The organism is Atopobium sp. BS2, from assembly GCF_000565075.1.
Classification (GTDB): domain Bacteria; phylum Actinomycetota; class Coriobacteriia; order Coriobacteriales; family Atopobiaceae; genus Lancefieldella.
In genome coordinates, this window is the sequence record NZ_JDFG01000040.1 from 66,692 (window position 1) to 82,319 (window position 15,628).

The 15,628-nt window shown below is 49.9% G+C and carries 12 protein-coding genes and 3 tRNA genes; 11 read left to right on the forward strand and 4 right to left on the reverse strand.

Annotation, left to right across the window (positions count from 1 at the left end; translation table 11 throughout):
• Nucleotides 1-88 precede the first annotated feature (88 nt).
• Entirely contained in the window at nucleotides 89-2,470 is a 2,382-nt protein-coding gene (locus HMPREF1492_RS05730) for a GAF domain-containing SpoIIE family protein phosphatase (RefSeq protein ID WP_035436843.1), read from the forward strand.
• Nucleotides 2,471-2,555: 85 nt separating this feature from the next.
• A complete protein-coding gene (locus tag HMPREF1492_RS05735) occupies nucleotides 2,556-3,287 on the forward strand; it encodes an anti-sigma factor antagonist (protein WP_035436845.1) in 732 nt (243 codons plus the stop codon).
• 561 nt (nucleotides 3,288-3,848) lie between these two features.
• Here HMPREF1492_RS05735 and HMPREF1492_RS05740 read toward each other — a convergent pair.
• Both HMPREF1492_RS05740 and HMPREF1492_RS05745 read right to left on the reverse strand, forming a co-directional pair.
• Nucleotides 3,849-3,922 (reverse strand) — tRNA-Cys (locus HMPREF1492_RS05740).
• A 38-nt stretch (nucleotides 3,923-3,960) separates the two neighbouring features.
• Nucleotides 3,961-4,036, reverse strand: a tRNA-Gly gene (locus HMPREF1492_RS05745).
• Between the two features lie 202 nt (nucleotides 4,037-4,238).
• On the opposite strand from HMPREF1492_RS05745, the gene HMPREF1492_RS05750 reads away from it, so the two are divergent.
• From HMPREF1492_RS05750 to HMPREF1492_RS05770, 5 genes are all read left to right on the forward strand, one after another.
• The gene (locus HMPREF1492_RS05750; RefSeq protein WP_035436848.1) at nucleotides 4,239-5,114 is read left to right on the forward strand and encodes a putative ABC transporter permease; all 876 of its coding nucleotides are present in this window, start codon (nucleotides 4,239-4,241) and stop codon (nucleotides 5,112-5,114) included.
• 35 nt (nucleotides 5,115-5,149) lie between these two features.
• Nucleotides 5,150-6,355 carry a cysteine desulfurase family protein gene (locus HMPREF1492_RS05755; RefSeq protein ID WP_051479423.1) on the forward strand — a complete coding sequence of 402 codons (1,206 nt, stop codon included), beginning with the start codon at nucleotides 5,150-5,152 and terminating at the stop codon, nucleotides 6,353-6,355.
• Nucleotides 6,343-7,428, forward strand: a complete 1,086-nt coding sequence (mnmA, locus tag HMPREF1492_RS05760) for a tRNA 2-thiouridine(34) synthase MnmA (RefSeq protein WP_035436850.1) — start codon at nucleotides 6,343-6,345, stop codon at nucleotides 7,426-7,428. Before HMPREF1492_RS05755 ends, mnmA begins: the two co-directional genes overlap by 13 nt.
• 107 nt (nucleotides 7,429-7,535) lie before the next feature.
• Nucleotides 7,536-8,834 carry a lysylphosphatidylglycerol synthase transmembrane domain-containing protein gene (locus tag HMPREF1492_RS05765; RefSeq protein WP_035436854.1) on the forward strand — a complete coding sequence of 433 codons (1,299 nt, stop codon included), beginning with the start codon at nucleotides 7,536-7,538 and terminating at the stop codon, nucleotides 8,832-8,834.
• A gap of 97 nt (nucleotides 8,835-8,931) precedes the next feature.
• A complete protein-coding gene (locus HMPREF1492_RS05770) occupies nucleotides 8,932-9,135 on the forward strand; it encodes a hypothetical protein (RefSeq protein WP_035436856.1) in 204 nt (67 codons plus the stop codon).
• Nucleotides 9,136-9,142: 7 nt separating this feature from the next.
• Here the strand turns inward: HMPREF1492_RS05770 and HMPREF1492_RS05775 are convergent, their stop codons facing one another.
• Entirely contained in the window at nucleotides 9,143-9,691 is a 549-nt protein-coding gene (locus HMPREF1492_RS05775) for a DUF6609 family protein (RefSeq protein WP_035436859.1), read from the reverse strand.
• Between the two features lie 271 nt (nucleotides 9,692-9,962).
• On the opposite strand from HMPREF1492_RS05775, the gene HMPREF1492_RS05780 reads away from it, so the two are divergent.
• The 3 genes from HMPREF1492_RS05780 (at nucleotide 9,963) to HMPREF1492_RS05790 (ending at nucleotide 12,408) form a co-directional block, all read left to right on the forward strand.
• Nucleotides 9,963-10,038, forward strand: a tRNA-Val gene (locus HMPREF1492_RS05780).
• Between the two features lie 146 nt (nucleotides 10,039-10,184).
• Entirely contained in the window at nucleotides 10,185-10,748 is a 564-nt protein-coding gene (gene ahpC, locus HMPREF1492_RS05785) for an alkyl hydroperoxide reductase subunit C (RefSeq protein WP_035436861.1), read from the forward strand.
• Between the two features lie 16 nt (nucleotides 10,749-10,764).
• Entirely contained in the window at nucleotides 10,765-12,408 is a 1,644-nt protein-coding gene (locus HMPREF1492_RS05790; RefSeq protein ID WP_035436864.1) for an FAD-dependent oxidoreductase, read from the forward strand.
• 131 nt (nucleotides 12,409-12,539) lie between these two features.
• On the opposite strand, the gene HMPREF1492_RS05795 is transcribed toward HMPREF1492_RS05790, so the two are convergent.
• The gene (locus HMPREF1492_RS05795) at nucleotides 12,540-14,393 is read right to left on the reverse strand and encodes an elongator complex protein 3 (protein ID WP_035436867.1); all 1,854 of its coding nucleotides are present in this window, start codon (nucleotides 14,391-14,393) and stop codon (nucleotides 12,540-12,542) included.
• A gap of 68 nt (nucleotides 14,394-14,461) precedes the next feature.
• On the opposite strand from HMPREF1492_RS05795, the gene HMPREF1492_RS05800 reads away from it, so the two are divergent.
• Nucleotides 14,462-15,271, forward strand: coding sequence for a class I SAM-dependent methyltransferase (locus HMPREF1492_RS05800; RefSeq protein WP_035436869.1), 810 nt, complete (start codon nucleotides 14,462-14,464; stop codon nucleotides 15,269-15,271).
• Nucleotides 15,272-15,628: the final 357 nt, after the last annotated feature.

A 15,628-nucleotide genomic window follows, 5' to 3' on the forward strand; every position in this document is an offset into this window, starting at 1 on the left:
CGGAATTTCGGCGGATCTCTTCGGAGGTCCGCCTTTTTCGTATACTTAGGCAATGTGATTTGTTTTTTCTTGTTGGTAAGGAGTGACTGTGGCAGATAACAAGCTGAGCGTAAGGCGTGTTGAGGGAGTTGTCGACGGAACCGTTGCTGCAACTCTGTCTCAGTTGCTACGACTGACTAGCGATGCAGTTATTGTATTTAATATGGAGGGCATGGTTCTTCTCGCCAATGAGGAGGCCGAAAGCCTATTTGCTAAGGAAGACGGCACCATTGCCGGCCTGGATGTTCGCTTTTTGTTCACGCCGGCAAATCAAGAAAACCTGCAGAAACCGTTCTTTGTAGAGTCGTTGCCGTTTACGATTGATGGCTCCACTTCCATGGTGGCCGCTCCCGCGCAAGATGGCACCTCGCAGGTCTTAAGTGTGCGTGCAGATTATGTGGGTGCTCCTACACAGGCTATTGTTCTGACAGCGTCTAAGCTTCGTGACATGGCTGGCCCTGTGCACGATGATGAACGAATGGTGTTGGACCTTCGCCGAGCCAATAAGAGGCTCTCAGGAGCGCTTCAGATTGTTTTGGACACGCTTGACTCAGAAGATATGGGTCAGCTTATCGAGCGCGTGTTAGAAGAGCTCTCAGAGACTGTCGAGGCTGATGGTGCGCTTATCTATCTTGCTGAGCAAGACGGGTACCACCTTCATGGTGCAACGGAGTCTTTGAGAAGTGCGTCATTGGATAGAATTCCTCGCTACTTTGCATTTAACAGCTCTCTGGAGCGTTTGACGTTTTATTCCGAGCACGCACTTCGCTTGCATACCATGCCTTTGAACTCTAGCGCGCTCAAGCAGGGAAGAGTTAAAAAGCGCAACCTTGTTAACGAAGACACGCGCGAGGTCATAACTGTTGACGCAAGTCATTTGCCTCCGTTTACCAGCTTTCTTGTGGTTCCTGTGTGGTTTGGTGGCCACATTGTTGCTCTGATTGAAGTGGGCTGGGAGCGTAAGCGTGCGCTTTTGGTTGAAGATGCAAGACTTCTGGACTCCATTGCAAATTACCTCTCGGTGCAGCTTGTAGGCGCGTTGTCGGCCATGAGAACGCAGCGTAGAGACACGCTTCGCGAGGCATTAGCTCGCGTGCGCCAAGGATTGCTTCATAGCGCTGCAGATGGCGAGAAGATCTCTGGCGAGCGATTACAGCAGGTTATGAGGTCGGTGGGTACCGATCTGAATGCACAGGTTTTCTCGGTAGATTGTTGTGAGGTCACAGGCAACATTACGCTCCATGCGCTTGGCGCTGAGCAAGCGTTTGGCGACGCTCAGGACGGTGTGCAAGACAGCGCGCAGGCCGCAACGGAGGCCGGTGGCGCGCAGGATGGCGGCAACCAGATTGCGCTTCCATCGACGGTTGAGGGACTCAAGACAGGAGAGGGCGAGGCGTCAGTCAAAGAGGTTGAGCTTGAATCTGAGCTGAGTCGTGCGCTTGCTGCACAGGGTTTGCCCTGCAAGGGAGCCGTGCTTTTCTTGGGTAAGTTTGCTGGCGAGCAGCATACCTGGCTCTTCTTGCGAGAAGAAAACGCTGAGCCTCTGAGTGATATTGAGCTTGATTTCTTGGACCGCGTGATGCTGCTGGTACATTCTCTGGCAGTTGGCGCCGAAGAGAGTCAGCAGAACAAGCATATCTCGCAGGCGCTCCAGTCAGGTATGAAGAATGACCTGCAGAAGGTAGAAGGAATCTCTGCCGAAGGAATTTATTCGTCCGCAACCGCCGATGCGTTTGTCGGCGGCGATTTCTATAGCATGATTAAATTGCCAGGACGCCGCGCGTGCATCATCATGGGTGACGTTTCTGGCAAGGGTATTGAGGCAGCTTCTATTTCATCCGCAGTTAAAACGGCACTTTCTGCCTATGCGTGGGAGGGAAGAACTCCCGCTCGTATGGTGGCAACGCTGAATGAATTTCTGTTGGGCTTCTCGAGAGTAGAAACATTTGCAACGCTCTTTGTTGGCATTGTTGACCTTACAACTTCGTCGCTGACCTACTGCTCCGCTGGTCATCCACCTGCGATTTTGGTGTCTGCTCAATCGGGCGACGCTGAGCTTTTGGACGTTCAGTCGGGCGTTGTGGGCGCGTTTCACGACATGGAGTACAAAAACGGTACGATTCGCTTGCACGAGGGCGATATCCTGCTGCTTTACACCGACGGAACCACAGAGGCTCGCAGTCCCGAAGGCGCGTTCTTTGGCGAAACTGGCCTGCGCGACATGATTATGAACGAGGTTCCTCGTGGCTTTGACGGCCTGCTCAATAGGTTCTTGAGCACGCTTGATCGCTATACCGGCCGAAGGCTTGACGACGATGTTGCCATGGTTGCCCTGCGCTTTGACGAGCTTGGCGGCGTCGATTCTCGCACGCTCGGCGGCACTGACTCTGGCAAGCTTAGCAGCGCCGACTTAGCCGAGAAGAGCAACTAGACGGGTTTCTCGCCAAGGAAACGATTTTCTCGTCAAAAAATGCAGATATCTGAAATTCTTGTTGCTGCGCGGGAACAAGAAACGTATGTATACGCAGCCAAACATAGCAGTTGTTTCAGTCAATACTGACCTTGACGTGAGGGGAGTCCCGCGCGTGAAGGCTCAGATTGAGCAACTCATTGATAGCGGCTGCAGAAGAATTGTGCTGAATATGTCGGAGGTTTCGTACATCGATTCATGCGGTATGGGCTTTATCGTGTGCGCTGTTCGACGCATGAAGACGCTCGGCGGTCTTATGAGCTTGACCAACGTGCAACCGACGGCGTTTAAGGCCTTGGTGCGCATGGGTCTTATCGATTTCATGCCAATAAGTACCTGCGCCGCTAAGTCGCGCGTGACTCCGCTTGCACCGGGCACACATCCGTCGTTCCAGACAACGTTTAGAGTTGATCCCAATAAAATGTGCGACGCTCGTTCAAGGGCTATCGCGCTGCTGAAGACGCTGCCGTTGACCTCGGACCAAAAGTTTGACATTGAACTTGCAGTTGGCGAGGCTATTGGCAACGCCGTTGATCACGCGTGCGAGAAGGGCGTGCTGACCACGGTTTCCGCGTATCCAGACAGGGTGGTCATTGACGTCTCGGATTGTGGCGGCGGCTTTAGCATCTCCGACGAGGAAGAGCCTCCCGAGACCGGCCAGTTTGCCGAGCGTGGACGCGGCGTTAAGCTGATGCGCCTGCTTATGGACGCAGTGTCTATCCAGGAGAAACCTTCCGGTAACGGTACCATTGTTCGCCTGGTCAAGATGATGCGCTAGGGCGTGCGGGGTGCGTACGCAGGTTGTGTACGCAGGTTGCGTACGCAGGTTGCGAGTGATTTCAACCCGGTATCTATTTCGTGTGGATACCGGGTTTCTTGTGCGTATATGCTGGGAGTAGACGGGTTTCTCGCCAGACGGGTGGCGTGAGCTGGCGCGAGCCTGCTGTAAGCCTGATTTTCTCGCCATGTCTGAACGATTTGCCTGAAAAACACGCCTAGTCTGAGCTATTTGCCGGTTTTTCTCGCCAAGTCTGAGCTGTTTTACTCAGACATGGTGGGGTTTTCAGGCTCGCAAAATTTGGAGACAACACCCTAGTTAGAACGTGCCTGATTTCTGCAAAGAATCTGTAACTTCTGCCTAAAAATGTAAAAGAAACTGTGGATTTGCCTGATTTTGTCAAAGAATCGGTACCTCAAATACAGATTCTTTGCACTTTTCAGGCTCGTCTGACTAAAACGTTTGCACTTTTCAGGCACGCAATCCAGAGCCTCAGCAAGCGCAGCGGAAGACGCGCGCGACAAAAAGAAACCCCAGCCGAAGCTGGGGTTGTCAATTCACTGGAGGCGAGACCCGGATTCGAACCGGGGATAAAGGCTTTGCAGGCCTCTGCCTTACCACTTGGCCATCTCGCCATATGAAAAAGGCCGAAACGAATCCGGCCGAAAAATCATGGAGCGGGCTACGGGGTTCGAACCCGCGACCTCAACCTTGGCAAGGTTGCGCGCTACCAACTGCGCTAAGCCCGCGAACGCGAGGAATAATATACGCAAGTTCACGGCTGAGCGCAAGTGTAAATTTCAAAATCGTCAAACTTTTTTAGAAAAGTCACGAACCCCGTGGCGCTCAAGAGGTGGATTTTTCTTGCAAAGCTTGTAAATAAGAGCAGGTAGATTGCCAAGTGTGACTGCTTGCCGTATCATAGAACAAGAACTTTTTGAATGAGGTTGTATGTTCTTTATTGTCGCGTCACTTTTAGCTCTTTTGACGCTTGCGTATCTTGTCGCAAGCGGTTTTGTTCGCGTGGTGCGATATTTTTGGGGCTGGCTTTCGTCTGGCGAGAAGATCGATGGACTTGCAGGCGATGCCGTATCAGCTGCACCCCAGACCGCTCCGTTCTCCAAGCCAAAACCAACGCAAGCGGAGCTCTCAGCATATTTGGACACGATGCATCTTGGCTGGTACCAGGTGGTCATCCTCTTCATTGTGGGTTGCATGGCCGGACTTCTTATCGAAGAAATCTGGATGCTCATTACCGCTGGCCTGACCGAGAGCAGGGTTGGCCTCATCTGGGGACCATTTTCCCCGCTTTATGGAACTGGCGCGGTGTTTCTCACGGTTATTTGTTACCAGCTGCACAAGCACCATGCCAATAGCCTTGTTATTTTCCTGGTTTCGGTTGTTATTGGTGGCACGCTGGAGCAGCTTACCGGCTGGGGAATGCAAGAGATTTTCCACTCGGAATCGTGGACGTACACTCTTCTTCCAGATGCCATCACACAGTGGGTGGCCTGGCGATTCTTGGGATTTTGGGGCATTTTGGGTCTGATTTGGTGTCGGGTTATTATGCCTCGCGCGCTCTACAAGATTGGTGAGCCAACATCAAAAAGACAAGCAATTTTTGTTACCCTGCTTACGGTGTATCTTGTCGCCGACATTTCAATGACGGTGGCATGCCTAGGCAGAAAGGCTCAGCGAGACGCTGGCGTTCCTCCGTCAAATGCGTTCGAGATGTGGGTAGATACTCATTACGACGACAGCTTTGTATCTACTCGTTTCCAGAACATGACCTTTACACCGCAAGCACGCAACGCCGCACGTCCGTAAGCCCGCAAGACCGCGAGAAACCCAAAGGATTTGTAATGCACATGCCTTCTGTAAAACCAGAACATCCAACAGGCAACGTGTACCTGGACTTTGCCGCAGCTACACCTATGGATCCACGAGTGGTTGATGCTATGATTCCGTACTTCACGGAGAAGTTCTACAACCCTTCAGCACCGTATGCTCTGTCTCGCCAGGTTCGTGACGAGGTAGAACGTGCCCGCGCTGTCTTGGCGCATGCCATTGGTGCTCGTCCAGGAAACGTAGTACTCACAGCAGGTGCTACAGAGGCCAACAACCTAGCGTTTGCAACGATTTCGGAAGATGCACACGTTATTGTGGACGCCATTGAGCACGAGAGTGTTCTTGCGTGTGCAGGGATTTTCTCGCACAAGACACTACGCGTAGAAGCAGACGGTCGTGTGGATCCAGAGCGCGTAGCAAAGGCGCTCAAGCCAGAGACTGAGCTGGTTTCCATTGAACTTGCAAACGGGGAGATTGGTACCATTCAGCCTATCCGAGAGATTTCACAGGTGCTTGCCAAGGAGCGCTCGCGCAGGCTTGCAGCGGGGGAGACTCGTCCGCTGCATTTGCACGTAGACGCCTCTCAGGCTGCGGCATACTTGAGTGTGAACGTGTCGTCTTTGGGCGTGGACATGTTGACGCTTTCTGCAGCAAAGCTTTCCGGTCCAAAGCAGGTAGGTCTCTTGTGGGCCTCCGATGATGTGCGCTTAAGGCCGCTGGTGCTCGGCGGCGGACAAGAAGGTGGCGTTCGCTCGGGCACGGAGAATGTTGCGGGCGTCATTGGTTTTGCGTGTGCTTTAGCGCTTGCTGATGAGACTCGCACTGACGAGGCAAAACGGGTTTCTCGCCTTAGAGATCAGCTGCAGACGCTGCTTTGCACAGAGTTTCCGCAGATGATTGTCTCGGGGCCAAAGAACGCCAAGCTGAGGCTTCCTAATTTGCTGCACGTTTCTTTCCCGGGACTTGAGGCTCGCCGTCTGGTCATTCTGCTGGAGCGCCTGGGCGTGTCAGTGGGAACAGGCTCTGCGTGCGCCGCATCAAAGATGCAAATATCTCACGTGCTTGAGGCAATCGGAGCATCGCGAGAAGTAGCTGCGGGAAGCCTCAGGTTAACGCTTGGAAGAACTACCACAGAAGACGACATCTTGTACGCAGCTTGGGCAATCGCTGAGGCTGTTAAGCAGGAGTCCGCTCGTGTAGGAGTGACATGGGAGAACTAGTTTACCTTGGCATGAGTGGCGGCGTTGATTCGGCGCTGTCCGCGGCCTTGCTTCTTGAGGCGGGCTACAACGTCAAGGCTATCTATATGCGCAACTGGTCAAAGGACTTGCCAGGCTTTAAGTGCCCTTGGGCAGATGACCTGGCTGATGCTGAACGCGTGTGCGTAACGCTGGGCATTGATTTGGACGTGTGGGACTGTGAGGCCGAGTATAAGGCTACCGTTGTGGATTACCTGCTTGATGCCTATGAGCACGGCCGTACGCCTAATCCAGACGTTATGTGCAACCAGACGGTCAAGTTTGGCACCTTTGCAGAGCGTGCTTTTGCAGAGGGCGCTGATTTTGTTGCAACGGGTCACTATGCACAGAACGTCCCAGGCACCAAAAAACTTTTGCGTGCCGCAGATGCTCACAAGGATCAAACCTACTTCTTGTGGCGTGTACCAGGATATTTGTTTGAACGCACGCTTTTTCCTATTGGACACATTGCCACCAAGGCAGAGGTTAGGGCTCTGTGTGCAGAGCGAGGTCTGGGCATAGAAACTAAGCCAGACTCCGACGGCATTTGTTTTATTGGCCCCGTTGGCTTGCGCACGTTTTTGCTGGACACTTTTCAGAAAAAGCAGGGCGACGTCATTGAGTGGGAGACAGGCAAGGTTCTTGGCACCCACGATGGAGCATTCCTCTTTACCGTTGGTCAGAGAAAAGGCTTGAACATCGGTGGAGGCCCTGCTCGCTATGTAGTAGCAACCGACACGCTTAAGAATGTGGTGTATGTAACCTCTGACCTCAACTGTCCTGCGCTCTGGACTCGTCACATGGAGCTCTCGGACATGCACTGGATTTCTGGAGAACCTGCAGCTAACGGTAGGTATGTGGTCAGAACTCGTCACACAGGCGCGCTGGTTCCCGTAACGTTTACGCTCACAGACAATCAATGTGGATTTATTGAATTTGACCAGCCGGTAAAAACTGTTGCAGCAGGTCAATCGGCGGTTTTGTACGATGGTCAGGAAGTTTGTGGCGGTGGCATTATTGAGGCCGACAAGGGTATACTTGAGCAGTTCATGTAAAATGAAAAGCAGGTAGGTGGCTAGAAACCCTCTGAGGTTGCATCGTTTACCTGCAAAGAGTGTTGTTTCTGTACACGTATTGTGATCCAGAGTCCAAGGAGGTGCCCATGGATCGCCCAGATGGCGCGTCTGAAACCGAGCACCCCTCATCTACACCGAAGGTAACGGTGAAGATTGGATCTACAACCGTTAAGGGTGTTTCAACCAAAAAGCCTAAGATTAGTGTTGCTCCAACTTCTTCATCTGAGCAGGTAGAAGAGGCAAAAGAGAGCTTTGGTCAAGTTAGAAAGAGCATTCTCTTCCTCTTTGCGGTTGTAATACTGTACGCACTCTATATCGTTTTCTCTGGTCAGTTTGATGAGTTTGTTGTTGCTCTAGCAGACGTAGATACAGGTTGGCTCATTGCTGGCGCTCTTTGCTACTTTGTCTACTATTTCCTGGGTATTCTCGCCTATGTAATTTCAGTCATTACAGACCCCGAGAGTCCTGTTGGTGTTCGTGACCTGATGAGCGTTGAGGCGTCGGGTATCTTCTTTATGAACCTCACGCCAAACGGTGCAGGAGCTGCTCCTGCTCAGATTTATCGCCTTACTCGTGCGGGAATTTCCGTGGGTCAGGCAGGAGCTCTGCAGTTCACCCGCTTTGTTATGTACGAGGCGGGCGAGGGCATCTTTGCAGCTCTGATGCTTATCTTTAGGGCCAATTATTTCTACGAGCAATTTGGCGATGTAACCGTTATTGGCGTTATCTTGTTTGGCGCAAAGATAGTGATGGTTGCAGTTATCCTGGCCATTTGCCTGCTTCCTAAAATGGTTAAGACCGTGGGCAACTGGGGCTTAAGGCTGCTTTCACGTCTTCGTATCGTAAAGCAATACGACCACTGGCATGGCATCATTAACACGCAGGTAGATGAGTTTTCTAACGGCTTTAAGACTGCTGCAAAGAACATTCCAGAGATGTGCGTTGTTCTGCTGGTTACCTTGGTCCAGCTTGGCTGCCTCTATGCACTTCCATACTTTGTACTGCGTGCACTCGGCCAACCCGCAGACCTTCTGACCTGCCTTGCATCTGGTTCAATGCTTGAACTCTTGACCTCGGCCATTCCACTTCCTGGTGGCACTGGTGGCGCTGAGGGTGGCTTTGCCTTCCTGTTTGGCCATATGTTTGGCGAGGAAATTGCCGCAGGCTTTGTACTTTGGCGCGCTATTGAGTATCTGCTTCCAACTCTGGCAGCAAGTATGCTCTTGGGTCTCAGATCTCATGATCACGAGCCTATCTATCACAAGTGGAATCGTTTCCGCCAGCGTTTCTCCGCCTTTGTAAATGGCGAGAAAGGCGCTGTTGCTTCTACGTCACCCCGTCCAGATACATCGGGCATTCAAATTAAGGTTAAGCGTAAGAAGTAGGGAAGAAATAGGGAAGAAAAGCCAGAATGTGGCTTGATACGTATCTTTGCTCTATTGGACCGCTGCATGTGCAGTACTTGTAAAAGAAAGCATCCTTATGCGTAAACCACCAAATCCTATTTTGATTATTCTGGCACCTATTCTTATTGCCGTTGCCGTTGGTCTTGTCTATGATCTGCAGAATTTCTTACAGGACATTCCGGAAGTACGTGACAATCCAATGCTTTTAGCAGGCGTGGCTGTGTTTATACCAATGCTTGTTGCACTGGTTAAGGACACGTTTGACGCACACGGTCTCTAGGCGAAGGTTATTTTTGTTGAGTTGGCTTTGAGAAAAAGAATAGGTATATTCCAAAGCCAAGTTTAATTGCTGCATCAATATAGGCAGTTATTGTCAGTGGGATGTCTGGAAAAATATAACCTATAGCAACATTAATGGCGCAGAGTATAGCCAAATAGGTCATCGATTTTCCGTGTACAAAGTAATAGAGGAAAAAGTGCAGCGCCGTGGCCATTAACGCGCCCAACCAAATAAGTCTCCAGTTTTCAGTTGCAAAAAATGGTCCACCTAATAAAAACATCAAAATGAATAAGAAAATTACCGCGTATAGAGACATTTTGTTCTGGAACTTACTTGAAGGACCATCGGAAAACTTATTGAGAACTTTCTTATTTGTGTTTATTGATAAGAAGGCTGCAACATATCCAAAGCTAAATACGGACATATTGATAATCTGCTTTCCACCTATTACGGTAGCTGCAAAAATGATGAGAGCTACAACAATTAACCAGAGACCGCATGATTTCTTATAATTAAAGTGAAGCTTCTCGTCTTTGTTATATTCCAGAAAGTTCATAAGTTTCTCCCTCAATCGAACGACTTGCCATAATACTTCTGACCGTATGCTTTTACAATCCAGTTGCCTATTTTTTAAAAATTGAGGTGCAGAAGACGTACGGGTTTAAAAGGCGGTCATTCATTTGATAGCCCGCGGTATTTAAATAGCCGTCAATGCATTGACGAGACGATCTTTTGCAAATTTCAAAAAAAGTTGAGTTTGACGGTTGCAAGAGGGGCGGGTTTCTCGTAATATATCCCTTGCTGCATCCCCAGCAGCAAACATATTCGGGCGTTTAGCTCAGGGGGACGAGCGCTTCCCTGACACGGAAGAGGTCATAAGTTCAAATCTTATAACGCCCACCAACTGTTCACAGGTCAGAGTAATCTGGCCTGTTTCTTTTTGTGGATATAAATAGTAATCATTATTGTTATTGACAAAAGAGTTAAAGAGAGTAAACTTCTAACTAGCACGTTTTACAAATTGTTTTACTTACAGAAAGGAACTGACTATGTCTCTTATTGGTAAGCAAATTGGTGATTTTAAGGTAAACGCATTCCACAACGGTGACATCACCGAGGTAAGCAAAGAGTCCACACTGGGTAAGTGGAGCCTGTTCTTCTTCTATCCAGCTGACTTTACCTTTGTCTGCCCAACTGAGCTTGAGGATCTTGCAAACAACTACGACAAGTTCCAGGCTGCTGGTGCAGAGGTTTACTCTGTTTCCTGCGACACTGAGTTTGTCCACAAGGCATGGCATGAGGAGTCCGAGCGTATCTCTAAGGTAACCTACCCAATGCTCGCAGACCCAGCTCACGTTCTTGCAAGGAACTTTGAGGTCCTTATTGAGGATGCTGGCCTTGCTGAGCGCGGTGCTTTCATCGTTGACCCTGAGGGCGTCATCCAGGTTGAGCTTGTCACTGCTGGTGGCATTGGCCGTAACGCTGAGGAGCTTCTCCGTCTTCTCCAGGCTGCACAGTTTGTCGCAGAGCACGGCGATCAGGTCTGCCCAGCTAAGTGGCAGCCAGGCGCTGAGACTCTGAAGCCAAGCCTTGACCTTGTTGGTCAGCTCTAAGATTTAGGAGCTTACAATGACCGACGTCAAAGACCTCTACGACGCGGTGATTATCGGCGGTGGGCCAGCTGGGCTCACCGCCGCCCTCTATCTGGCCCGCGCTCGCTACCGTGTTCTAGTTGTCGAGAAGGACCATTTTGGCGGACAGATCACTATTACTAATGAGGTCGTAAATTACCCGGGAGTTTTCTCTACTAGTGGCTCTGAACTCTCAGAAACCATGCGTAAGCAGGCTGAGGCCTTTGGCGCAGAGTTTTTGCTGGCAGAAGTTACTGACCTGGACATGTCCGGAGATGTCAAGGTAGTTCACACTACCAAAGGTGAGCGTCCTTGCCTTTCTGTTCTTCTCGCCACAGGAGCACATCCACGTCACATTGGTTTTGTCGGAGAAGAGGACTACCAAGGTCACGGTGTTGCCTATTGTGCCACCTGCGACGGTGAGTTCTTTACCGGCAAAGAAGTCTTTGTAATCGGTGGAGGCTTTGCAGCTGCAGAAGAAAGCGTATTTCTAACTAAGTACGCAAAGCACGTCACGGTTCTTGTGCGCGAGGAAGCATTTACCTGCGCCCCTGCGTCGTCCGAGGCTGCTCGCACTAATCCAAACATTACGGTTCTCTACAACACGCAGGTTGAATCCGTTGCTGGAGATTCTGCGCTTAGGTCTATTACGTACAAGAACCTCAAGACGGGCGAGAAGACCACGTTTGCTCCAGAAGATGGCGATTCCATTGGTGTCTTTATCTTCGCGGGCTACGCGCCAGAGACCGACCTGGTAAAAGAGCTGGCACAGACTGATGATTATGGCTATCTGATCACCAACGAGCATCAAGAAACAACCCGTGAGGGTCTTTTTGGTGCTGGTGATGTGTGTCAGAAGCCATTGCGTCAGGTTGCAACGGCTATCGGTCAGGCAGCAACTACCGCTACCGAGATGGAGCGCTATATCAAGCGCGCTCAGGAGAAAACTGGTCTTGTTCCGCAGATGAACGTTACGCGTATCTCGTCTAAGAAAGAGGCTCCTGAAGCTCCAGCGGCTAAGAGTGCCTCTGACTTCGGAGAGATCTTCACCGATGACATGAAAGCGCAGCTTAACGCTGTCTTTGAGCGCATGGCACGTCCGCTTGTGCTTCAGTTGGAGCTAGATCAAAGACCTGTTTCTGAGGAGCTCGAAGCTTACATGGAAGAGCTTTCTTCTATGACCGACAAGCTGAGCGTTCAAACAGTCTCAGACACGGGCGAGAAGAACCTTCCTGTTGTTCGTGTGTGCGCACAGGATGGTACGCCAACAGGTCTTGCGTTCCATGGTGTTCCCGGCGGACATGAGTTCACTTCGTTTGTTCTTGGCCTCTACAACGCTGCAGGTCCTGGTCAGCCTATTAGTGACGAGGATAGGGCATCCATTGCCGCCATCGAGTCAAAGACACATCTGCAGGTCTTGGTAGGACTTTCTTGTACCATGTGCCCAGATGTTGTTGTTGCTGCTCAGCGTATTGCTGCGGATAATCCTCAGGTCACCTGTGATGTCTATGACATTAACCACTTCAAGGAACTCAAAGACACCTACGATGTGATGAGTGTTCCATGCTTGGTTATCAACGACGGTCAGAAGGTTGACTTCGGTAAGAAAAATCTCTCTCAGATTTTATCGCTGATTCCTTAAGATCCATTTGCGTCCAGGAGAGGGTGGCGCTCATGAATATGCCGAGAAGATCAACGGTCTTCTCGGCATTTTTTTGCGACGTATGAAGTAAGCGTATAAAGCTTGTCTAGAGGTGCAAGGCCACGTCCCCTTTACAGGGCTTTTTGCTGGTAGAGTCCTGCATCGGTAAAGCCCTGTGCGCGATAGTAAGCGCGCGTTCCAATTGAGCTAATAACGTTAAGACTGGTATAACCCGTCTCAGCTGCAATAGAGGAGGCTTTGGCAAGAAGTTTTTGGCCCAAGCCCTGGTGTTGAGCAGACATTCCTTCTGAGCCCAGCGAAAGCGCCTGTCCGTATACGTGGAGCTCTCTGATCATGGCCTGACCTGGCTGTACCAGCAGCTCATTAGCGGCAACATCACATACTCCAGAGGTTAGTTTGTCCCAGTGGGGAAGTGAAAGCCTACAGAAACCTGCGATTTTATTGTCAGCAGTTACCCACTGCAGGAAGTGCTCGTCACTGACCGCGGTAGTGTAAACAAAGTCTTGAAGGGTAAGTTCTGCAGCACTTACCTGCTGCTGGTTAATCTCTCTAAAGCGAATCTCCTGCACGCGGCTTGCAACATCTTTAGCAGCAAGCTCTTGCTCAACCATCTGACGAAGGTTGGTATGTTTGTTTCCCACCAGAATATCGGTGGCACTAATGTCTCTAATCATGCGAGAAATACGCACGTATGGAGGCGTTGCAAGCACGTCTTGAACAAGCACGTCTACCAGTTCATCTTTGGCGTATGGCTGCCATGCACCCTCACGGTATTTCTGGACCAATTGCGTTCCAGATACCAGTGCACAGGGGTAGAGCTTAATCTCATCAGGGAGAAATCCTGGATCCGTGACAAACGTTTTAAAGTCCTGTTTGTCCGCCTCAGGAGTTGCGCCTAACAGGTTAACCATCAGGTGAGAGTGGATTTTAAATCCGTACAAGCGAATCAGAGAGAAAGCTCGTTTAATCTGGGCAACGCTCATCTGACGCTGGTTTGCGTCAAGGATTTTTTGACGCGTGCTCTGAATGCCGATTTGAATTTTGGTGCACCCAAGCTGCCTAAACATGCGTAGGTTATCCGGCGTAATAGTGTCAGGTCTGGTTTCTATTACAAGGCCAACCACGCGAGCAGCAGCTGTTTCATTAACGTGTTGTTGCTCCACCAGCTCATCATAGGTACTTTGCATCTGAGACCATGCACTTTGATGAGGCTTGCTAGCATCGTAGAGCTTATGAAAAGCCTGGTTATACGTGGTGTTGTCATCAAAGATTGCTTTTTGCTGTTCCGCAACAAAGGAAGAGAGAGTTTCCTCAGTGTTTTGTAAACCAAACGAGGTATACCAATTCAGGCGCTCCTTGATGTGATTAGGAGAGTTGGGCCACTCATTAAGCGCACGGAAAAGCTCTTTGATAAACCAGTACTGGTAGCCCTCTGGATAATCGCTCCAGGTACCACCAAGCACAATAAGCTCCACTTTGTCGGTTGAGTGACCCATCTGATGAAGCGCTTGAAGACGGGCTGCAACCTGCACGTATGGATCAAAAAACGTGAGTTCAGCGCGCTGACAGGCAGGCTCGTTAGCAAGGTAGCTCTTAGGCATACGCAAATCACACGGGCAATAAATGCAATTGCTTGAGCAGGTATGCGGCCTGGTAATCACGGTAATGGTAGCCACGCCAGAAGCGGTGCGACGGGGCTTCATACGTACGGAGCGGATAAATCTTTCTTCCAGCTCAGGCGATACATTCCACGATTGCCACAGGCTACTATTTTCCTGTTTTACCCGCAAGAAATAGGGAAGAATCGCTCGCTTGGGAATGAGTTTCTCGCGCTCTGTACTGTGGGTGCTGGAGTCAATTCCGCTGTTATGCGAGTTAATGAGCATCTCAAGCTGATGTGTATCAAGAGCTCCTTGGGAGCCATCTCTGAGCTGCTGCAATATGTCAACAATGAGTTCATCCATACAAACAGTATAGGCAATAAGGTGAGCTTCTGACCTTTGGGAACAAGGCGATGACGTAAAATCTCTGTATGGAAACTTCTTCTCACATAACGCACACTCAATCTATCAGCGCATCTACCGCTGAGCGGCTAACTTGTATTACCTCTGAGTTTTACTCTCAGCAGGCTCAGAGTTTCTCGGCTACACGACAGATGCCTTGGCAGGGGTGGCAGCAGTGCCTAGATGCCATGCCTCAGCTTTTATCTGGCGAGAAACCCTCTGTACTTGATGTGGGTTGCGGCAACCTGCGCTTTGCTCGCTTTTTACGCGATGAGGCGGGGATTGTCCCTGCAAAGTATTTTGCTGTAGATAATTGCAAGCCACTGGTAGAGAGTGGTGAGGCAGACACACATGTCTCTGAGCTGGCATTTATTGAATTAGATGTGATAAAGAGTCTGCTTGATAACACGCTTTCTTCGCGTCTGACTGTTCCGGCCTGTGATTTAGTGGTTGCGTTTGGCTTTTTGCATCATGTACCTGGCGCAAAGAAGAGAACTGAGCTTCTGCGCACTCTGTTAGAGAAAACAAAACCTGGCGGATTTGTGTGCATTTCTTTCTGGCAGTTTATGAACAGCCAAAAACTTGCTGCTAAAGCTCAAAAAACCACTGCTCAAGGGTTGTGCGCGCTGGGTATAGATGCATCAGAACTTGAGGAGCATGACTATCTGATTGGCTGGCAAGATAAGGCCGATACCTGGCGCTATTGTCATCACTTCTCGCAAGAGGAACTTGATGAGCTTCTTGGAAGCCTTGGCTCTGACGTGCAAGTTTATGCGCAATTTAGTGCAGATGGCAAAGATAACAATCTTAATCGCTATGTGATTTTGCAACGTGTATAACTGTCCAGACAATATCTTGCTAAAAATGACCTCGTACAAGATAATCCCCCGCACAGAAATTGAACTGCCTCCCATTTCTTGGACACGAGAAATGGGAGGCAGTTCAAAACACACCTAAGTCAGATAATCTGTTAAAAAGACGTATACATGACGCTGAAAATACCTCAATCATGCAGATTATCTTCATTAGATGTGTAAAATGCCCTCATCTGAGCAGAATATCCGACTTAGGTGTGTTCTATAGATACAGAATTTATTGATAGTTAAATTTCTTATATAAGTCTATTCATGTTTGAGCATATTAGATGAAGTTTATGCATAGAGATGCATATCAGGTAGTGCGACCGCCTAGCTGCC

What these genes read in the sequence shown, in the direction of transcription:
- HMPREF1492_RS05800 (WP_035436869.1), top strand. Translation starts at nt 14,462, where the DNA reads ATGGAAACTTCTTCTCACATAACGCACACTCAATCTATCAGCGCATCT.
- HMPREF1492_RS05795 (WP_035436867.1), bottom strand. Translation starts at nt 14,393, where the DNA reads ATGGATGAACTCATTGTTGACATATTGCAGCAGCTCAGAGATGGCTCC.
- HMPREF1492_RS05755 (WP_051479423.1), top strand. Translation starts at nt 5,150, where the DNA reads ATGCACATGCCTTCTGTAAAACCAGAACATCCAACAGGCAACGTGTAC.
- HMPREF1492_RS05790 (WP_035436864.1), top strand. Translation starts at nt 10,765, where the DNA reads ATGACCGACGTCAAAGACCTCTACGACGCGGTGATTATCGGCGGTGGG.
- HMPREF1492_RS05770 (WP_035436856.1), top strand. Translation starts at nt 8,932, where the DNA reads ATGCGTAAACCACCAAATCCTATTTTGATTATTCTGGCACCTATTCTT.
- HMPREF1492_RS05750 (WP_035436848.1), top strand. Translation starts at nt 4,239, where the DNA reads ATGTTCTTTATTGTCGCGTCACTTTTAGCTCTTTTGACGCTTGCGTAT.
- mnmA (WP_035436850.1), top strand. Translation starts at nt 6,343, where the DNA reads ATGGGAGAACTAGTTTACCTTGGCATGAGTGGCGGCGTTGATTCGGCG.
- HMPREF1492_RS05775 (WP_035436859.1), bottom strand. Translation starts at nt 9,691, where the DNA reads ATGAACTTTCTGGAATATAACAAAGACGAGAAGCTTCACTTTAATTAT.
- ahpC (WP_035436861.1), top strand. Translation starts at nt 10,185, where the DNA reads ATGTCTCTTATTGGTAAGCAAATTGGTGATTTTAAGGTAAACGCATTC.
- HMPREF1492_RS05735 (WP_035436845.1), top strand. Translation starts at nt 2,556, where the DNA reads ATGTATACGCAGCCAAACATAGCAGTTGTTTCAGTCAATACTGACCTT.
- HMPREF1492_RS05765 (WP_035436854.1), top strand. Translation starts at nt 7,536, where the DNA reads ATGGATCGCCCAGATGGCGCGTCTGAAACCGAGCACCCCTCATCTACA.